At 68.7% G+C, this 18158-nt stretch carries 13 protein-coding genes and 3 pseudogenes; 10 read left to right on the top strand and 6 right to left on the bottom strand.

The window, feature by feature from the left end:
- The first annotated feature begins 119 nt into the window (after nt 1-119).
- From ACHMXE_RS31710 to ACHMXE_RS31680, 7 genes are all read left to right on the top strand, one after another.
- Nucleotides 120-1352 carry a pyridoxal phosphate-dependent aminotransferase gene (locus ACHMXE_RS31710; protein ID WP_395352887.1) on the top strand — a complete coding sequence of 411 codons (1233 nt, stop codon included), beginning with the start codon at nt 120-122 and terminating at the stop codon, nt 1350-1352.
- Nucleotides 1349-2386: a DUF1176 domain-containing protein gene (locus ACHMXE_RS31705; protein WP_395348026.1), complete on the top strand. Its 1038-nt coding sequence runs from the start codon at nt 1349-1351 to the stop codon at nt 2384-2386. The genes ACHMXE_RS31710 and ACHMXE_RS31705 overlap by 4 nt, the downstream gene beginning before the upstream one ends.
- 14 nt (nt 2387-2400) lie before the next feature.
- Nucleotides 2401-3723, top strand: a complete 1323-nt coding sequence (locus ACHMXE_RS31700) for a homoserine dehydrogenase (RefSeq protein ID WP_209540913.1) — start codon at nt 2401-2403, stop codon at nt 3721-3723.
- Nucleotides 3720-5135, top strand: coding sequence for a threonine synthase (gene thrC / locus ACHMXE_RS31695; protein ID WP_395348024.1), 1416 nt, complete (start codon nt 3720-3722; stop codon nt 5133-5135). The genes ACHMXE_RS31700 and thrC overlap by 4 nt, the downstream gene beginning before the upstream one ends.
- An 82-nt stretch (nt 5136-5217) precedes the next feature.
- Nucleotides 5218-5757: a molybdopterin-guanine dinucleotide biosynthesis protein B gene (gene mobB / locus ACHMXE_RS31690; RefSeq protein WP_395348023.1), complete on the top strand. Its 540-nt coding sequence runs from the start codon at nt 5218-5220 to the stop codon at nt 5755-5757.
- Nucleotides 5750-7048 carry a gephyrin-like molybdotransferase Glp gene (glp, locus tag ACHMXE_RS31685; protein WP_395348022.1) on the top strand — a complete coding sequence of 433 codons (1299 nt, stop codon included), beginning with the start codon at nt 5750-5752 and terminating at the stop codon, nt 7046-7048. The genes mobB and glp overlap by 8 nt, the downstream gene beginning before the upstream one ends.
- 5 nt (nt 7049-7053) lie before the next feature.
- Complete coding sequence (locus ACHMXE_RS31680; RefSeq protein ID WP_395348020.1) at nt 7054-7305, top strand: MoaD/ThiS family protein; 252 nt, start codon at nt 7054-7056, stop codon at nt 7303-7305.
- On the opposite strand, the gene ACHMXE_RS31675 is transcribed toward ACHMXE_RS31680, so the two are convergent.
- Complete coding sequence (locus ACHMXE_RS31675) at nt 7292-8194, bottom strand: 4-hydroxy-tetrahydrodipicolinate synthase family protein (protein WP_395348019.1); 903 nt, start codon at nt 8192-8194, stop codon at nt 7292-7294. The genes ACHMXE_RS31680 and ACHMXE_RS31675 overlap by 14 nt on opposite strands.
- A 263-nt stretch (nt 8195-8457) precedes the next feature.
- On the opposite strand from ACHMXE_RS31675, the gene ACHMXE_RS31670 reads away from it, so the two are divergent.
- A complete protein-coding gene (locus tag ACHMXE_RS31670) occupies nt 8458-8937 on the top strand; it encodes a molybdenum cofactor biosynthesis protein MoaE (protein ID WP_208511171.1) in 480 nt (159 codons plus the stop codon).
- A 6-nt stretch (nt 8938-8943) separates the two neighbouring features.
- Here the strand turns inward: ACHMXE_RS31670 and ACHMXE_RS31665 are convergent, their stop codons facing one another.
- Nucleotides 8944-9939 (bottom strand): Bug family tripartite tricarboxylate transporter substrate binding protein, encoded by a 996-nt coding sequence (locus ACHMXE_RS31665; RefSeq protein ID WP_395348015.1) that lies wholly within the window; start codon nt 9937-9939, stop codon nt 8944-8946.
- Nucleotides 9940-10081: 142 nt separating this feature from the next.
- Here ACHMXE_RS31665 and clpB point away from each other — a divergent pair.
- Both clpB and ACHMXE_RS31655 read left to right on the top strand, forming a co-directional pair.
- Nucleotides 10082-12720, top strand: a pseudogene (gene clpB / locus ACHMXE_RS31660) (ATP-dependent chaperone ClpB).
- Between the two features lie 9 nt (nt 12721-12729).
- Nucleotides 12730-13059: a hypothetical protein gene (locus ACHMXE_RS31655; RefSeq protein WP_395348014.1), complete on the top strand. Its 330-nt coding sequence runs from the start codon at nt 12730-12732 to the stop codon at nt 13057-13059.
- Nucleotides 13060-13125: 66 nt separating this feature from the next.
- Here the strand turns inward: ACHMXE_RS31655 and ACHMXE_RS31650 are convergent, their stop codons facing one another.
- The 4 genes and pseudogenes from ACHMXE_RS31650 to ACHMXE_RS31635 all read right to left on the bottom strand — a co-directional run bounded on the left by ACHMXE_RS31650 (nt 13126) and on the right by ACHMXE_RS31635 (nt 18014).
- Nucleotides 13126-14940 carry an AMP-dependent synthetase/ligase gene (locus ACHMXE_RS31650; protein WP_395348012.1) on the bottom strand — a complete coding sequence of 605 codons (1815 nt, stop codon included), beginning with the start codon at nt 14938-14940 and terminating at the stop codon, nt 13126-13128.
- Nucleotides 14937-15757: pseudogene (locus ACHMXE_RS31645) on the bottom strand (ABC transporter ATP-binding protein). The gene ACHMXE_RS31650 and the pseudogene ACHMXE_RS31645 overlap by 4 nt, the downstream one beginning before the upstream one ends.
- 13 nt (nt 15758-15770) lie before the next feature.
- On the bottom strand, nt 15771-16961 hold the full coding sequence (locus ACHMXE_RS31640) for an ABC transporter substrate-binding protein (protein WP_395348011.1): 1191 nt from the start codon (nt 16959-16961) through the stop codon (nt 15771-15773).
- Nucleotides 16962-16975: 14 nt separating this feature from the next.
- A pseudogene (locus ACHMXE_RS31635) lies at nt 16976-18014 on the bottom strand (branched-chain amino acid ABC transporter permease).
- Nucleotides 18015-18158: the final 144 nt, after the last annotated feature.

Genomic DNA, 18158 nt, shown 5'->3' with positions numbered 1-18158 from the left:
TTATAGGTTTTCCCTAGTGACACGAGGCCCGCCAGGGCCTTTGCAGGTCGCGCAGCGATCCCCGCCGTTGTCACGACTTCCCGCAACTTTCTTGCATGAACCGCGCCCGGGAGGGCCCTTTGAAGCAGCTCAAGAAATCGGCCAAGCTGGCCAACGTGCTCTACGACATTCGCGGTCCGATCATGGATGCGGCGAAGCAGATGGAGGAGGACGGCCAGAAGATCATCAAGCTCAACATCGGCAACCTCGCCGTGTTCGGTTTCGATGCGCCCGAGGAAATCCAGCAGGACATGATCCGCAACCTGCCCACCTCGGCCGGCTATTCGGACAGCAAGGGTGTCTTCGCCGCGCGCAAGGCGGTGATGCACGAGACGCAGAAGCAGGGCATCACGGGCGTGACCCTCGACGACATCTACCTGGGCAACGGCGCCAGCGAGCTGATCGCGATGTCGACCAACGCGCTGCTCGACGACGGCGACGAGCTGCTGCTGCCGGCTCCCGACTACCCGCTGTGGACCGCCTCCACCAGCCTGTCGGGCGGCACGCCGGTGCACTACCTGTGCGACGAGGCCAACGGCTGGATGCCCGACCTGGCGGACATCCGCGCCAAGATCACGCCGCGCACCAAGGGCATCGTGGTCATCAACCCGAACAACCCGACCGGCGCGCTCTATTCCGACGCGCTGCTCAAGAGCATCGTCGAGATCGCGCGCGAACATGGCCTCGTGATCTTCGCCGACGAGGTCTACGACAAGGTGCTCTACGACGACGTGAAGCACACGGCGATCGCCAGCCTGTCGAGCGACGTGCTCACGCTGACCTTCAACTCGCTGTCCAAAAGCTACCGTTCCTGCGGCTATCGCGCCGGCTGGCTCGTGGTGTCGGGCGACAAGCGCGCCGCGCGCGACTACATCGAGGGCCTGAACATGCTCTCGAACATGCGGCTGTGCGCCAACGTGCCCGGCCAGTGGGCGATCCAGACCGCGCTCGGCGGCTACCAGAGCATCAACGAGCTGGTGGGCGAGGGCGGCCGGCTGCGCCGCCAGCGCGACCTGGCCTACGAGCTGATCACCGCGATCCCCGGCGTGAGCTGCGTCAAGCCCAGCGCCGCGCTCTACATGTTCCCGAAGCTCGACCCGGCGGTCTATCCGATCGCGGACGACCGCCAGTTCTTCCTCGAGCTGCTGAAGGAAACCCGCGTGATGCTGGTGCAGGGCACCGGCTTCAACTGGACCACGCCCGACCACTTCCGGATCGTGTTCCTGCCCCACGAGGACGACCTGCGCGAGGCGATCAACCGCATCGCGAAGTTCCTGGAGCAGTACCGCCTGCGCCGCAAGACGGGATCATGAAAGCCGCCTGCGCCGCCGCGGCCCTGTCGCTCGCCGCGTTGTCCGCCTCGGCCGCCGGGCCTGCCGCCAAGGCGCCGGTGTCCTTCACGCACAACGACTGGGAACTGGCCTGCGACAACACGCGCACCTGCCGCGCGGCCGGCTACCAGTCCGAAACCGGCGCCAACGAGCCGGTCTCGATGCGCATCACGCGTGCCGCCGGGCCGGGCACCGCGCTCGAGATCGACCTGCAGATCGGCACCGAGGACGTCAAGGGCCCGTTGCGCCTGACGGTCGGCAAGGCCGTGGTGCCGGGCCTGAAGAACGATGCCCTGAGCCTCGATGCAGCCCAGATCCGCGCCGTGCTGCCCGAGCTGCTCAAGGCCGACAGCGCCAAGCTCACGGCCGGCGGCGGCCGCGAATGGCAGCTCTCGCTCTCGGGCCTGAACGCCGTGCTGCTCAAGATGGACGAGGCCCAGGGTCGCATCGACACCCCCGGCGCGCTGGTGCGCCCCGGCGGCAAGGCCGAATCGACGGTGCCGGTGGCCGTGCCCGCGCCGGTCGTGCGCGCGTTCCAGCCCGCGAGGCCGAAGCCGGGCGACGATGCCCTGGCGGCGCGCATCTTCCCCTCGCTCGATCTCAAGAAGGCGCTCGAGTACTGCAACAACAGCGAGAAGGTCGACCCGAAGTCGCTCGAGGTGCACCGCCTCACCGGCACCAGGGTGCTGCTGTCGCTGGGTTGCGGCATGGGTGCCTACAACTACTCCAGCCTGCAGTGGCTCGCCAACGACAAGCCGCCCTATGCACCGGTCGCGCTCGAGGCCAACGGCGAGTACGACGACAAGGACGCCAGCATCACCTCCAGCTTCAAGGGCCGCGGCATCGGCGACTGCTGGTCCAGCGAGACCTGGCATTTCGACGGCCAGGCCTTCGTGCGCACGGGCGCCGAGAGCGACCATATGTGCCGCGGCTTCGCCGGCGGCGCCTGGTCGCTGCCGCGCTACGTCAGCCGCGTCGTGAGCGCCGCGCCGTCCACCACCCCATCCAAACCATGAACGCGACTCTCCCCATGAAACCCATCCAAGTAGGCCTGCTCGGCGCAGGCACGGTCGGCAGCGGCACCTTCAAGGTGCTCCAGCGCAACCAGGAGGAAATCAAGCGCCGCGCCGGCCGCGGCATCGAGATCACCATGGTGGCCGACCTCGACACCGCGCGCGCGCGCGAAGTGGCCGGCGACGGCGTGAAGGTGGTCAGCGACGCGCGCGAGGTCATCGCCAACCCCGAGATCGACATCGTGATCGAGCTGATCGGCGGCTACGGCATCGCCAAGCAGCTGGTGCTCGAGGCCATCGCGGCCGGCAAGCACGTGGTGACGGCCAACAAGGCGCTGCTCGCGGTGCACGGCACCGAGATCTTCGCGGCGGCGCATGCCAAGGGCGTGATGGTGGCCTTCGAGGCCGCGGTGGCCGGCGGCATCCCGATCATCAAGGCGCTGCGCGAAGGCCTCACGGCCAACAGCATCCAGTGGCTGGCCGGCATCATCAACGGCACCACCAACTTCATCCTCTCGGAGATGCGCGACAAGGGCCTGGACTTCGCGACCGTGCTCAAGGAAGCGCAGCGCCTGGGCTATGCCGAAGCCGATCCCACCTTCGACATCGAGGGCGTCGACGCCGGCCACAAGGTCACGCTGATGAGCGCGCTGGCCTTCGGCATCCCGGTGCAGTTCGACAAGGCCCACATCGAGGGCATCACCAAGCTGGCCGCGCAGGACATCAGGTACGCCGAGCAGCTCGGCTACCGCATCAAGCTGCTGGGCGTCACCAAGCGCACGGCCAAGGGCATCGAGCTGCGCGTGCATCCCTCGCTGGTGCCGAGCAAGCGCCTGCTGGCCAACGTCGAGGGCGCGATGAACGCGGTGGTGGTGCATGGCGACGCCGTCGGCACCACGCTCTACTACGGCAAGGGCGCGGGCAGCGAGCCCACCGCCAGCGCGGTGATCGCCGACCTGGTCGACATCACGCGCCTGCACACGGCCGATGCCGCGCACCGCGTGCCGCACCTGGCCTTCCATCCCGATGCGCTGAGTGACCTGCAGGTGTTGCCGATGGCCGAGGTGGTCACCAGCTACTACCTGCGCCTGCGCGTGGCCGACCAGGCCGGCGTGCTGGCCAAGGTCACGGGCCTGCTCGCGACCGCCGGCATCAGCATCGACGCCGTGCTGCAGCGCGAAGCCGACGAGGTCGGCGGCGAGGGCTCGACCCAGACCGACCTGATCATCCTCACGCACGACGCGCGCGAAGGCACGGTCGACGAAGTCATGGCCGAGCTGCAGGCGCTGCCGACCGTGCTCGAGCCCATCGTGCGCATCCGCAAGGAAGAGTTGAAGTGAACTACCTGAGCACCCGCGGCCATCCCGACCGCAAGCGCTTCTGCGAAATCCTGCTCGAGGGCCTCGCGCCCGACGGCGGCCTCTACCTGCCGGAAAGCTATCCGCGGGTCGATGCCGCCACGCTCGCGAAGTGGCGTTCGCTGTCCTATGCCGAGCTGGCCTTCGAGATCCTGTCGCTCTACATCGACGACATTCCGCCGGCCGACCTGAAGGCGCTCTGCGCGAAGACCTACACCGCCGAGGTCTTCGGCAGCGAAGAGATCGTGCCGCTGCGCGAGCTCGAGGACGGCGTCTACCTCGAAGCCCTGTCCAACGGCCCCACGCTGGCCTTCAAGGACATGGCGATGCAGCTGCTGGGCAACCTGTTCGAGTACGAACTGGCCCGCCGCGGCGCCGAGCTCAACATCCTGGGCGCCACCAGCGGCGACACCGGCAGCGCGGCCGAGTACGCGATGCGCGGCAAGAAGGGCGTGCGCGTCTTCATGACCTCGCCCGACGGCCGCATGAGCCCGTTCCAGCAGGCGCAGATGTTCAGCCTGCAGGACGAGAACATCCACAACATCGCCATCACGGGCGTGTTCGACGACTGCCAGGACATCGTGAAGGCGGTCTCGAACGACCTGGCCTTCAAGCGCAAATACCGCATCGGCACCGTCAACTCGATCAACTGGGCGCGGCTGCTGGCGCAGGTCGTCTACTACTTCGCCGGCTACTTCCAGGCCACGGCGAACGACGAACAGCCGGTGAGCTTCACCGTGCCCTCGGGCAACTTCGGCAACATCTGCGCCGGCCACGTGGCGCGCATGATGGGCCTGCCGATCCACACGCTGGTGGCCGCCACCAACGAGAACGACGTGCTCGACGAGTTCTTCCGCACCGGCGTCTACCGCGTGCGCGGCGCCGCCGACACGCACGAGACCTCGAGCCCGTCGATGGACATCAGCAAGGCCAGCAACTTCGAGCGCTTCGTGTTCGACCTGGTCGGCCGCGACAGCGGCAAGCTGCGCCGCCTGTTCGTCGACGACCTGGGGCGCCAGGGCTTCTTCGACCTCAGCGCCGATCCGGCCTTCGCGCAGGCCGCGTCGCGCTTCGGCTTCCGCAGCGGCCGCAGCACGCATGCCGACCGCCTCGCGACCATCCGCGACACCGAGAAGCGCTTCGCCACCCTGGTCGACCCGCACACCGCCGACGGCCTCAAGGCCGCGCGCGCGCACCTGGCGCCGGGCGTGCCGATGGTGGTGCTCGAGACCGCGCTGCCGATCAAGTTCGCGGCCACGCTGGTCGAGGCCCTGGGCGAGGAGCCCGCGCGGCCCGCGAAGTTCGAGGGCATCGAGGCGCTGCCCAAGCGCGTGGTCAAGCTGCCGGCCGATGCCGAGGCGGTGAAGGCCTACATCGCAGAGCACTGCGACTGAGCGATCGACACCAGGGGGTGGCCAGGCGGCCGCCCCGGTCGGCAAATCAAAGCTATCCCCTGAATAGCATCGGAGACATCGGATGAAAGTGGTCGGCTTCGCCGGTTACTCGGGCGCCGGCAAGACCACGCTGGTCGAGCGGCTGATTCCCGTGCTCAAGCGCGCCGGACTGCGCGTGTCGGTGGTCAAGCACGCGCACCACAAGTTCGACATCGACCATCCGGGCAAGGACACCTGGCGCCACCGCGAGGCCGGCGCCTTCGAAGTGGTGGTCGCTTCCGACCGTCGTCTGGCGCTGATGCGCGAGTTCGAGACCCCGGTCGAGCTCGACGTGCACCAGCTGATCGCCGAGCTCTACAGCGGTGCCGACTGGGTGCTGGTCGAGGGCTTCCGCCACAGCGACCTGCTCAAGATCGAGGTCTGGCGGCCCACCGCGCAAGCCGAGGCGCCGCGGCCCCCGCTCTATCCCGAGGATCCCTTCGTCGTCGCGATCGCCGCCAATGCCAGCCTGCCGGTCCCGACCGAGCGGCCCGTGCTCGACCTCGACGACGCCGAGGCCATCGCGCGCTGGCTGATCGACAGCGGCGAGCGCTTCGACTACAACCCCGAGCATCATGGCTGACTCTCCCGCTGTTCCCTTCGCCGCCTCCTCGCGCCGGCCGCCGCTGCTGCCGCTCGACGACGCGATCGCCCAACTGCTCGCCAAGGCCCGGCCGGCGCTGCCGTCCGAGCTGGTGAGCACCTTCGATGCCGACGGCCGCGTGCTGGCCGAAGACCTCGTGGCCGGCCTCACCGTGCCGCCGCGCGACAACAGCGCGATGGACGGCTATGCGCTGCGCGTGGCCGACTGCGCCGCGCCCGGCGCGCTGCTGAAGGTGGCGCAGCGCATTCCCGCCGGCACGGTCGGCACGCCGCTCGTGCCCGGCACCGCGGCGCGGATCTTCACGGGCGCGCAGATTCCCGAGGGCGCCGACGCGGTCGTGATGCAGGAAGACACCGCCGCCGTCGCCGAGGAGGGCGGCCTGGGCAGCGTGCGCATCGAGATCGTGCCCGCGGCCGGCCAGTGGATCCGACGTGCGGGCGAAGACGTGGCGGCCGGCGACGTGGTGCTGCGCAAGGGCGAGCGCCTCACGCCCGCCGCACTGGGGCTGGCGGCCAGCATCGGCTTCGACCGGCTGCCGGTCGCGCGCAAGCCGCGCGTGGCGCTGCTGTCCACCGGCGACGAACTCGTGATGCCCGGCGAGGTCGCGCCCGAGGCGATGAAGCCCGGCGCGATCTACAACTCCAACCGCTTCTTCATGCGCGCGCTGCTGCACCGGCTGGGCTGCGAGGTGCACGACCTCGGCATCGTGCCCGACCGGCGCGAGGCCACCATCGAGGCGCTGCGCGAGGCGGCCGAGCACAACGACCTGATCATCACCACCGGCGGCGTGTCGGTCGGCGAGGAGGACCACATCCGCGCCGCGCTGCAAGCGCTCGGCGAGATCGAGCTCTGGTCGCTCTCGATGAAGCCCGGCAAGCCCTTCGCCTACGGCTCGATCCCGCGCTCGGGCCAGGGCGACGCGCAGGGCCACTGCCACGTCACCGGGCTGCCCGGCAACCCGGTGTCGAGCTTCCTGACCTTCCTGATGCTGGTGCGGCCCTTCCTGCTGACCCTGCAGGGCGCGAGCCGCGTCACGCCCCAGCCGGTGCGCATGCGCGCCGACTTCGACTGGCCGCGCGCCGACAAGCGCCGCGAGTTCCTGCGCGCGCGCCGCAATGCCCAGGGCGGGCTCGACCTGTTCGGCAACCAGAGCTCGGGCGTGCTGACCTCGATGGTCTGGGGCGACGGGCTGGTCGACAACCCCTCGGGCCAGACCATCCGGGCCGGCGATCCGGTCGAGTTCATTCCCCTCGCAGCCTTGCTGTCCTGACGCGCATGAAGGTCCATCTCCGTTATTTCGCCTCGGTGCGCGAAGCGCTCGGCAAGAGCGATGAAACCATCGATACCGCGGCGCCCACGCTGGCCGCGCTGCGCGACGAACTGATCGCGCGCGGCGGTGCCTACGCCACGGTGCTCGCGCGCGGCCGCGCGCTGCGCATGGCGCTCGACCACACGATGAGCGACGAGGCCGCGGCCCCGCACGAGGGCTGCGAGGTCGCGTTCTCCCCTCCCGTCACGGGCGGCTGAGGGCCGCGTCGAGCGCCACCAGGCGCTCGCGTAGCGCGTCCGAGGCGCGCGTCATCGGCGAGCGCAGCTCGTCGCGCAGCGCGCCCTGGTGCGCCAGCAGGGCCTTCAGCGGGCCCGGATTGGCCTCCGAGAACAGGCCCTCGACCAGCGGCTGCAGCGGCTGCCACAGCGCGCGCGCCTCGGCCAGCCGGCCCTCGCGCAGCAGCGCGATCAGCCGCACGAAGCGCGTCGTCTGCACATGGCCACTGGCCGCGATCGCGCCCACGCCGCCCTCGGCCACGGTGCCGAAGATCTGGCCGTCCTCGCCCGCGAGCACCTGCAGCCGGCCATCGGCGATCACGGCGCGGGTCTTGCCCGCGTCGCCGCCGCAGTCCTTGATGCCGCGGATGCGCGGGTTGGCGGCCAGCGTCAGCAGGGTGTCGCGCGCGATCGTGGCGCCGGTGCGGTAGGGGATGTCGTAGATCAGCAGCGGCGCGGCGCTGGCCTCGGCGATGGCGCCGAACCATTCGAGCAGGCCGGCCTGCGAGGGCCGGATGTAGTGCGGCGCCGGCACCAGCAGGCCCGCGAGCGGGCGCTGCGCGAGCCGGCGCACCCAGGCCGTGGTCTTGCCCAGGTGGTAGCCCGACAGGCCCATGATCAGCGGCAGGCCGCCCGCGGCCTCGGCCACCGTGTCGAGCGCGGCGAGCTGCTCGGTCTCGTCGAGCGCCGCGGCCTCGCCGGTGGAGCCGCAGACCACGAAGCCGGCCACGCCATCGGCGGCCAGGCGGCGCGTGAGCGCGGCCAGCGCCGCAGGGTCGAGCGCGCCGTCGCGAAACGGGGTCACGAGGGGAATCCACAGGCCCGAGAAATCGGGAGCGGCGGTGGCGGAAGAGGGTTGGTTGGCGGGCACGCGGGCGTCCTTTCGACGATCGACCGATGGAAGGAACCATCGTCCGATGCGCGCGCAACCCATGCGGGGCCAGTGCCTGTGCCGGTTCCGTCGCTCATCCGACGACGGAACCGAAGCTCCGGTCAGACGAGCTTTGGTTTTTTGGCTTTGCCGCCCAGGCGTGCGCCGTTCGTGCCTTCGGTCGAAGGTGCGGGCGAACGTGCGGTCAGGGCGAACATGGGGCTGGAGTTTAGCCGCGCGCGCCGCGGTGCCACAATTTGCGCATGGCATTTCCGCAACGCGTCACCATCCAGACAGCCGATTTCGATCTCGGCGCCGAAGTCACCGCCCTGCGCGCGAGCGACGCGCGCATCGGCGCCGTCTGCAGCTTCATCGGCACCGTGCGCGATCGCAACGACGGCGCCGATGTCGCGTCGATGGAGCTCGAGCACTATCCCGGCATGACCGAGAAATCGATCGAGGCCATGATCGACGAAGCGCACGAACGCTTCGACATCCTCGGCGTGCGCGTGATCCACCGCGTGGGCCTGCTGCAGCCGCTCGCGCAGATCATGATGGTGGCGGTGGCCTCGGCGCACCGCGGCGAGAGCTTCCAGGCCTGCGAGTTCCTGATGGACTACCTCAAGACCCAGGCGCCGTTCTGGAAGAAGGAGCAGACGCCCGAGGGCGCCCGCTGGGTCGATGCGCGCGTCGCGGACGACGCGGCGCTCGCGCGCTGGGGCATCAGCGCGTCGAACGCCTGAGCTCGCTCAGAGCGGCTTGAAGCCGCTCGACTGGATGATCCGTTCCCAGGTCTGCGTGTAGCTGCGCACGCGGCCCGCGAACTGGCCCTGCGGCTCGTAGCCGACCGTCAGGCCCAGCGTGGTGAGCTTCTGCTTCACGTCGGGCATGGCCAGCACCTTCTGCAGCGCCGCGCCGTACTTGTCGATGATCGGCTGCGGCGTGCCCACGGGCGCGAAGATGCCATAGTAGGGCAGGTCCTCGAGGTTCGCGAAGCCCAGCTCGGTGAAGGTCGGCACGTTGGGCAGCAGCGCCTGGCGCCTGGCGCCGATCGAGGCCACGATGCGCAGCTTGCCGGCCTTGTGGTTCTCGATGAAGTCGGGCACCGAGGCGATGCCGGCCGTGATCTGGTTGCCCAGCATATCGGCCGTCATCGGCGCGCTGCCGCGATAGGGCGCGGGCTGCACGTCGATCTTGTACTTGTCCGAGATCATCTTCACGAGGAACTCGGGGATCGAGGCCGGCGCCGGGATGCCGATGGTCTCCTTGCCGCCCTTCTGCGTGCGCACCCACTTGACGTACTCGTCGATGCTCCTGGCCGGCGTGCCGCCCGACACCGCGAGCACGTTGGCGAAGGTCGCGAAGCCGGCCACGGGCACGAAGTCGGTGGCGGGATTGAAGCCCGGGTTCTTGACCACCTGCGGCAGGATCGAGATCGTGTGGTCGTGCGAGAGGAACAGCGTGTGGCCGTCGGCCGGCGAGGACTTCAGCACCTGCGCCGCGATCTGCCCGCCCGCGCCCGCGCGGTTCTCGACCACCACCGGCGCGCCGAGCTCGTCCTTGAGCTTCTCGCCCAGCGTGCGCGCGATCGCGTCGGTGCCGGCACCGGCCGGGAAGCCGACCAGTATGCGGATCGGCGTGCCGCTCTGGGCCTGCGCCAGCCCGGCCATGCCCAGGGCAGCGGCGAAGAGGCCCACGCTGAGCGCGCGGCGCACCGGTTGGACGCGCTGCATTGAAAAAACCATGATCGACTCCATTCGAGAAGAGAGAAATGCCTACGGGCGGAAGGGTGCGGGCATCGTGCAATAGCCGTGCCCGCCGCGCGGGCCCGGTCCGCAACCTTGAATCGTGCCCGAACAGCCCTATTTTGGATGCAGGAATACCACCATGCGACAAGACAAACTCACCACCAAGTTTCAGGAAGCGCTGGGCGACGCGCAGTCGCTCGCGCTCGGCAACGACAACGCCTACATCGAGCCGGCCCACCTGCTGGCCGCGATGCTGCGCCAGGACGATGGCCCGCGCGCGCTGCTCGAGCGCGCCGGGTCAACGTGCCCGGCCTCGCACAGGCCGCCGAGGCGGCCATCAAGAAGCTGCCCCAGGTGCAGGGCCACGACATCGTGCAGGTCGGTCCCGAGCTCGGCAAGCTGCTGCAGGCGACCGAGAAGGAAGCCCTCAAGCGCAACGACCAGTTCATCGCGGGCGAACTCTTCCTGCTGGCCGTGGCCGACAGCAAGAGCGACGTCGGCCGGATCGCCAAGGAGAACGGCCTCTCGCGCAAGTCGCTCGAGTCCGCGATCGACGCGGTGCGCGGCGGCCAGGGCGTGAACAGCGCCGATGCCGAAGGCCAGCGCGAGGCACTCAAGAAATACACGCTCGACCTGACCGAGCGCGCGCGCCTGGGCAAGCTCGATCCGGTCATCGGCCGCGACGAGGAGATCCGCCGCGCGATCCAGGTGCTGCAGCGCCGCACCAAGAACAACCCCGTGCTGATCGGCGAACCCGGCGTGGGCAAGACCGCCATCGTCGAGGGCCTCGCGCAGCGCATCGTCGCGGGCGAAGTGCCCGATTCGCTCAAGGGCAAGCGCGTGCTGTCGCTCGACATGGCCGCGCTGCTCGCGGGCGCCAAGTTCCGCGGCGAGTTCGAGGAACGGCTCAAGACCGTGCTCAACGAACTCGCGAAGGACGAGGGCCAGACCATCGTCTTCATCGACGAGCTCCACACCATGGTCGGCGCCGGCAAGGCCGAAGGCGCGATGGATGCGGGCAACATGCTCAAGCCCGCGCTCGCGCGCGGCGAGCTGCACTGCGTGGGCGCCACCACGCTCGACGAATACCGCAAGTACATCGAGAAGGACGCCGCGCTCGAACGCCGCTTCCAGAAGATCCTCGTGGGCGAGCCCAGCGTCGAGGCCACCATCGCGATCCTGCGCGGCCTGCAGGAGAAGTACGAAGTGCACCACGGCGTGCAGATCACCGACCCGGCCATCGTGGCCGCGGCCGAGCTCTCCGACCGCTACGTCACCGACCGCTTCCTGCCCGACAAGGCCATCGACCTGATCGACGAGGCCGCGGCCAAGATCAAGATCGAGATGGACTCCAAGCCCGAGGTGATGGACCGCCTCGACCGTCGCCTGATCCAGCTGCAGATCGAGCGCGAGGCCGTGCGCCGCGAGAAGGACGAGGCTTCGCAGAAGCGCTTCGGCCTGATCGAGGACGAGATCGCCAAGCTGCAGAAGGAGATCGCCGACTACGACGAGATCTGGCAGGCCGAGAAGGCCCAGGCCCAGGGCAGCGCGCACGTGCGCGAGGACATCGACAAGATCAAGTTCCAGATCGAGGAATGGAAGCGCAAGGGCGACTTCAACAAGGTCGCCGAGCTGCAGTACGGCCAGTTGCCGGCGCTCGAGAAGCGCCTGAAGGAAGCCGAGGCCAGCGAAGCCAGCAAGGGCAAGTCGAGCGCGCCCACGCTGCTGCGCACCCAGGTCGGCGCGGAAGAGATCGCCGAGGTCGTGGCGCGCGCCACCGGCATCCCGGTCGCCAAGCTGATGCAGGGCGAGCGCGACAAGCTGCTCGTGATGGAAGACAAGCTGCACGAGCGCGTGGTGGGCCAGGACGAGGCCATCGGCGCGGTCGCCAACGCGATCCGGCGCTCGCGCTCGGGCCTGTCCGATCCGAACCGTCCCACGGGCTCGTTCCTGTTCCTCGGCCCCACGGGCGTGGGCAAGACCGAGCTCTGCAAGGCGCTCGCGGGCTTCCTGTTCGACAGCGAGGACCACCTGATCCGCATCGACATGAGCGAGTTCATGGAGAAGCACTCGGTGGCCCGCCTGATCGGCGCGCCGCCCGGCTACGTGGGCTACGAGGAGGGCGGCTACTTGACGGAAGCCGTGCGCCGCAAGCCCTACAGCGTGGTGCTGCTCGACGAGGTCGAGAAGGCGCACCCGGACGTGTTCAACGTGCTGCTGCAGGTGCTCGACGATGGCCGCCTGACCGATGGCCAGGGCCGCACCGTGGACTTCAAGAACACGGTGATCGTGATGACCAGCAACATCGGCTCGCCGATCATCCAGGCCATGGTGGGCAAGCCGGGCGAGGAGATCAAGGAAGCGGTGTGGGACGAGCTGAAGAACTACTTCCGCCCCGAGTTCCTCAACCGCATCGACGAGACGGTCGTGTTCCATGCGCTCGACGCGAAGAACATCGAGGCGATCGCCGCGATCCAGCTCAAGGTGCTGCAGTCGCGGCTTGCGAAGATGGACCTGGGCCTCGAGGTGTCGCCGGCGGCGCTGGCCGAGATCGCCAAGGTCGGCTTCGACCCGGTGTTCGGTGCCCGTCCGCTGAAGCGCGCGATCCAGCAGCGCATCGAGAATCCGCTCTCGCGGCTGCTGCTCGACGGCAGCTTCGGGCCGAAGGACACGATCGAGGTCACGACCGACCCGATCCGCTCGCCAGGCCAGTTCGGCTTCGCAAAAGCAGGAAATCCCGGAAAAACCGGGGAACCTGCGGCCGAAGCCTCGGCCTAAGATGGAATGATGAACTTCATTCTTCGCGTGATCCTCGTGATGCTGGGTCTGGTCTTCGCGGCCAGCCTGGCGGTTGCCGTGGTGCTGCTGGCCGCGGTGTGGGGCGTGCGTTACGCCTGGGGCCGTCTCACGGGCAAACCCGTGACGCCGTGGGTGATGCGCTTCAACCCGCGTTCGGGTTTCGAACGCTTCCGCAGCGCCGCCCGGCCGGCCGAACCCTCGGCCGCCGACGTGGCCAATGCGCGTGCACGTGGCGAGCCGGTGCGCAGCCCGCTGCTGCGGGATAGCGGCGGCAACGTGACGGACGTGCAGGCACGGCCTGCCACGCGCGGCGAGTAATCGACTGCAACTTTTTCGGATCGCGAAAGGCCGGCCTCGAGCCGGCCTTTTCCTTTCTGGCGGCCTTCAGGCGTACAGGGCGTCGATCTCTCCCGCATAGGTCTTGTAGATGCTCGAGCGCCGCACCTTCATGGTGGCGGTGACCTCGCCATCGTCGTGGTCGAGTTCCTTCGTCAGCAGGTGGAAGCGCCGCACCTGCGCCACCTGCGCGAGGCGCGCATTGCCGCGCTGCAGCTCGGCGTCGATCAGCTCGCGCACGCGCGGCAGCTCGACCAGCGAACGGAAGTGGGTGAAGGCCAGGCGCTGCGCCTCGGCCCATTTGCCCACGGTCTCGTAGTCGATCTGCACCAGTGCCGAGACGAACTTGCGCCCCTCGGCGATCACGATGCATTCCTTGACGTAGGGGCTGGCCTTCATCGTGTTCTCGATCTCCGAGGGCGTGAGGTTCTTGCCGCCCGCGGTGATCATGATGTCCTTGAGCCTGTCGACGATGCGCAGCTGGCCGCCTTCCTCGGCCACCACGTCGCCGGTGTGCAGCCAGCCGTCGCGGATCGACGCGGCCGTGGCCTCGGGGTTCTTGTAGTAGCCACGGAACACCATCTCGCCGCGGATCTGCAGCTCGCCTTGGTCGCCCACGCGATGCTCCACGCCCTCGGTCGCCGGCCCCACGGTGCCCACCTTCACCTGGTCGAGTCGGTGGCCGCTGACCATGCCGGTCGATTCGGTGAGGCCGTAGACCTCCACCAGCGGCACGCCCAGCGTGCGGAAGAAGCGCACCACGTCGGGCGGGATCGGCGCGGCGCCGGTCAGCGCCACGCGCGCGTTGCGCAGGCCGATGAAGTTCTGCAGCGCGCGCAGCACGCTCCAGTACGCCAGGCCGAAGCGCAGCCGCTCGCCCGCGGTCCATTGCGCGCGCGGCTTCTCGGCCAGCGGCGCGCAGGTGGCGAGCGCGCGGCGGTAGAGCGACTGGCGCAGCCGCCCCGTGTCCTGCATCTTGATGCTGATGGAGGCATGCAGTTTCTCCCAGATGCGCGGCACGCCGAGGAACATGGTGGGCGCGACCTCGCGCAGGTCCTCCTGCACGGTGCGTATCGATTCGCCGAAGTTGACCTGCGAGCCCAGGTACAGCGGCACGAAGCTGGTCAGCATCTGCTCGGCCACATGGCACAGCGGCAGGTAAGACAGGTGGGTGGTGCGCGCATCGAGCTGCAAGCGCTCGACGATGCCCGGCACCACGCCGCGGATGTTGCGCCACGAGATCATCGCGCCCTTGGGCGCGCCGGTGGAGCCCGAGGTGTAGATCATGAGACCGATGTCGTCGAGCGACTGCGCGGCCAGCGCGGCGTCGACGCGCGCATCGCCCTCGCGCGCCTGCAGCGCGGCACCCGCCGCCTCGAGCTCGGCGAAGCTCAGGAGGCGCTCGCGCGCCTCGGCACCATAGCTCGCGAGGCCCTTGGTCTCGATCACGACGATGCGGCGCAGCCGCGGCAGCGCGTCGATGGCCTCGAGCACCTTGTCGGCCTGCTCCTGGTCCTCGCAGACCACGATCTCGATGTCGGCATGGCCGACCACGTAGGCCACCTCGTTGGTCGGGCTGGTGGGATAGACGCCCACGGTCACGGCGCCGATCAGGCCCGCGCCCATCTGCGCCAGCACCCATTCGACGCGGTTCTCCGAGATCACGCCCACATGGCCGCCGCGCGCCAGGCCCAGCGCAGCGAAGCCCAGGCCGACGTGGACCGCGCGCCGGTGGTAGTCGGCCCAGCTCAGCGGATGCCAGATGCCGAAGTCCTTCTGGCGGATCGCGATGCGCGCACCCTGCGCGCGCGCCTGTTCGCGCAGCATCTGCGGCAGGCTTCGTTCGGGGAGGGGATGCGTCATGACAACCAGCGCTTGCGCCGCTTGTAGTGCTTCAATTCGCGAAAGCTCCTCGATTCGCCGGCACCGCCGACGCCCAGGTAGAACTCGCGCACGTCGGGGTCGGCCGCGAGCCGCTCGGCGCTGCCGTCGATCACGATCTTTCCGTTCTCCATGATGTAGCCGCTGTCGGCCACGGCCAGCGCGAGGCTGGCGTTCTGCTCCACCAGCAGCATCGACACGCCGCGCTCGGCGTTGATGCGCGCGATGATGCCGAAGATCTCCTCCACCAGCTTGGGCGAGAGGCCGAGCGAGGGCTCGTCGAGCAGGATCAGCTGGGGCTCGGCCACCAGCGCGCGGCCGATCGCGAGCATCTGCTGCTCGCCGCCCGAGAGGTAACCCGCGAGGCCGCGGCGCCGTTCGTGCAGCCGGGGGGAAGTAGGCATAGACGGCGTCGAAGTCGCGTGCCTGCGCGCCGCGGCCGGCGCGCGCGGTAGGTGGCGGCCACGAGGTTCTCCTCGACCGTCAGGTCCTCGAACACGCGCCGTCCCTCCATCACGTGCGCGAGGCCGCGCCGCACCAGCTGCTGCGGCGCGAGCCGCTCGGTGGGCTGGCCGTCGAAGGCGATGCGTCCGGCCTCGAGTTCGCCGTCCTCGAGCGGCAGCAGGCCCGAGATGGCCTTGAGCGTGGTCGACTTGCCGGCGCCGTTGCTGCCCAGCAGCGCCACGATCTGCCCGCGCGGCACGGCCAGCGACAGGCCGCGCAGCACCTGCACGACCTTGTTGTAGACCACCTCGATGTTGTTGACCTCGAGGATCGGGCCGCCGCCGCCGGTGTTCATCGCCGCCGTCCGCTCACTTGTCGAGCGAGATCCAGTCGGATGCCGCCACCATCTTCTGCGCCTTCATGTCGGCGCGGTAGACGCGGCCCACCGGAATGGAGTTGCCCTTGATGGTGATCGGCACGCCGATCAGGCCGCCGGTGTCGAAGTCCTTGATGCTGTTGAGCGCGGCCTTGAGGTTCTTGCCGTCGAGCGGCTTGCCGGCATCGAGGGTGCGCTTGGCGGCCTCGGTGAACAGCATGGCGGTGAGGAAGCCCTGGGTGTAGGCGGTGCTCTGGTACTCGGGGCGCAGGGCACGGATCTTCTCGAGCATCGGCGCCTTGGCCGAGGTGTCGTAGTAGTAGCGGTAGGGCATGACACCCATGAAGCCATCGCCGGCCTCGCCCATCTTCATGACGGTGGAGCTGTCCATGGTCCAGAAGGTGCCCATCCACTTGGTGGTCATGCCCATCTGCTTGCCCTGCTGCACGAACTCGGGAATGGGCGCGAGCACGTAGCCGTGGAAGATGGTGTAGTCGGGCGCGGCGCGGCGCAGCTTGATGACCTCAGTCGAGACGTCGACGCTGCCGGCGGGCGTCATGATCTTGACGGGCACCGTGAGGCCCAGCTTCTTGGCGGCGGCCTCGCTCGACTCGATGGGGTCGCGGCCGAACTCGGAGTCGGAATAGACGAAGGCCACCTTCGCGCCGGGCTTCTCCTTGGCGATGTGGCGCAGCAGGATGCCGATCATCTCGGTGTAGTCGGGGCCGACCAGGAACTGGTTCGGGTACTTGGCCGGGTCGTTGAGCTCGGTGGCGAACGAGGCGCCGGCCATGAGGATCTGGCCGCTGCGGTCGAGCTCGGGGTTGATGGTCTTCGAGAAGCCGGTCGAATCGCCGTAGTACAGGTTGACCTTGTTCTGGCTGGTGATTTTCTTGTAGGTGGCGACCGAGACGTCGACCTTGTAGCCGGTGTCCTCGGGCACGTAACGCAGCTTGCGGCCCTTGATGCCGCCGCCGTCGTTGACGATCTTCACGTAGTCGGCGATGCCGGCATTGATGCCGATGCCCGCGAAGGCGAACACGCCGGTCATCGGGATCGAGCCGCCGATGACGATGTCCTCGCCCGCCTGGGCATGCACGCTGAGCGGTGCAGCGAGCGCGGCGCCGGCGGCCACGATGAGTTCGCGGCGGCGCAGGACGGGGGTCTTCTTGTCGGATGCCATGCTTCGTCTCCTTGTCAGTTCTTGAAAGGCCACAGATGAAAGAAACGGCGGATGCGCCGCCACACTTCGGCGAGCCCGTGCGGCTCGAACACCAGGAAGCCGACGATCAGCAGGCCGAAGACGACCGTGCGCACCGGCGACAGGAAGACGGTCATCTCGTGGCCGCCCGGCAGCAGGTCGAACACCAGCTTGAGCAGCTCGGGCACCATGGTCATGAAGACTGCGCCGAGGATGCCGCCGAGGATCGAGCCCCATGCCGCCGACGATGATGGCGGCGAGGAAGAAGATGGACATCAGCAGCGGAAAGCTCTCGGGCGTGACGACGCGGAAGAAGTAGGCCCAGAGGCCGCCGGCCACGCCGGCATAGAACGACGAGAGGCCGAACGAGAGCAGCTTGTAGCGCAGCAGTGGAATGCCCAACACTTCGGCCGAGATGTCGCGATCGCGGATGGCGATGAAGGCGCGGCCCACGCGGGTGCGAAACAGGTTGGCCGCGCCCAGCAGCATCAGCACGGTGATCGGCAGGATCAGCCAGTACAAGCGGAACGAGGTGTCGAGCGCGATGCCGAAGAGCTGCGCGGGCGGCAGCGACAGGCCGGTGGTACCGCCGGTGAGCTTGAGGTTGGCGAACAGGAAGTGGGTGATGAACGAGGCCGCGATGGTGGCGATGGCGAGGTACAAACCCTTGACCCGCAGCGAGGGAATGCCGACGACGAGACCCCCCACCATGGCCACGACGCCGCCCGCGAAGAGGTTGAACAGGAAGGGCGTGCCGTATCGAATCTGCAGGATGGCGACGGTGTACGCACCGAGGCCCATGAACGCGGCCTGGCCCATGCTCACGAGGCCGGTGTAGCCGGTGAGGATGTTGAGGCCGGTGGCGCTCGCGACGTTGATGGCGACGAGGCAGGCGAGGTAGAGCCAGTAGTCGCTGGCCATGAAGGGGAACAGCACGAGCAGCGCGGCGCCGACCCACAACCAGGTCTTCTGGGTGCGGGAGTCGAACAGCGCGGCGTCGGCGATGTAGCTTTGCTTGAGGGTGCCTATGCGCATCTGCGTGCCTGTCTTGAAGCGGTGCGAGGAGGCGCCGGGGCGCGTGCACAGGACAGCGGGTACTTCCCTCCGCGAATGTCCCCCGCCTTCGGCTCCTCCTTTATTTCGCTGCGGGAAGCACCCACTGCCCTGTGCACGGAGGCG

This window comes from Variovorax sp. UC122_21 (assembly GCF_044056785.1).
GTDB lineage: Bacteria > Pseudomonadota > Gammaproteobacteria > Burkholderiales > Burkholderiaceae_C > Variovorax.
Note: the sequence above shows the minus strand (reverse complement) of the source record. Positions and strands in the feature narration are given on the sequence as shown.

Excerpts from the sequence above, each read along its gene's own strand:
- ACHMXE_RS31650 (WP_395348012.1), bottom strand. The coding sequence starts at position 14,940 with ATGACGCATCCCCTCCCCGAACGAAGCCTGCCGCAGATGCTGCGCGAA.
- ACHMXE_RS31655 (WP_395348014.1), top strand. The coding sequence starts at position 12,730 with ATGAACTTCATTCTTCGCGTGATCCTCGTGATGCTGGGTCTGGTCTTC.
- ACHMXE_RS31700 (WP_209540913.1), top strand. The coding sequence starts at position 2,401 with ATGAAACCCATCCAAGTAGGCCTGCTCGGCGCAGGCACGGTCGGCAGC.
- ACHMXE_RS31665 (WP_395348015.1), bottom strand. The coding sequence starts at position 9,939 with ATGGTTTTTTCAATGCAGCGCGTCCAACCGGTGCGCCGCGCGCTCAGC.
- ACHMXE_RS31670 (WP_208511171.1), top strand. The coding sequence starts at position 8,458 with ATGGCATTTCCGCAACGCGTCACCATCCAGACAGCCGATTTCGATCTC.
- ACHMXE_RS31705 (WP_395348026.1), top strand. The coding sequence starts at position 1,349 with ATGAAAGCCGCCTGCGCCGCCGCGGCCCTGTCGCTCGCCGCGTTGTCC.
- glp (WP_395348022.1), top strand. The coding sequence starts at position 5,750 with ATGGCTGACTCTCCCGCTGTTCCCTTCGCCGCCTCCTCGCGCCGGCCG.
- mobB (WP_395348023.1), top strand. The coding sequence starts at position 5,218 with ATGAAAGTGGTCGGCTTCGCCGGTTACTCGGGCGCCGGCAAGACCACG.
- ACHMXE_RS31640 (WP_395348011.1), bottom strand. The coding sequence starts at position 16,961 with ATGGCATCCGACAAGAAGACCCCCGTCCTGCGCCGCCGCGAACTCATC.
- ACHMXE_RS31680 (WP_395348020.1), top strand. The coding sequence starts at position 7,054 with ATGAAGGTCCATCTCCGTTATTTCGCCTCGGTGCGCGAAGCGCTCGGC.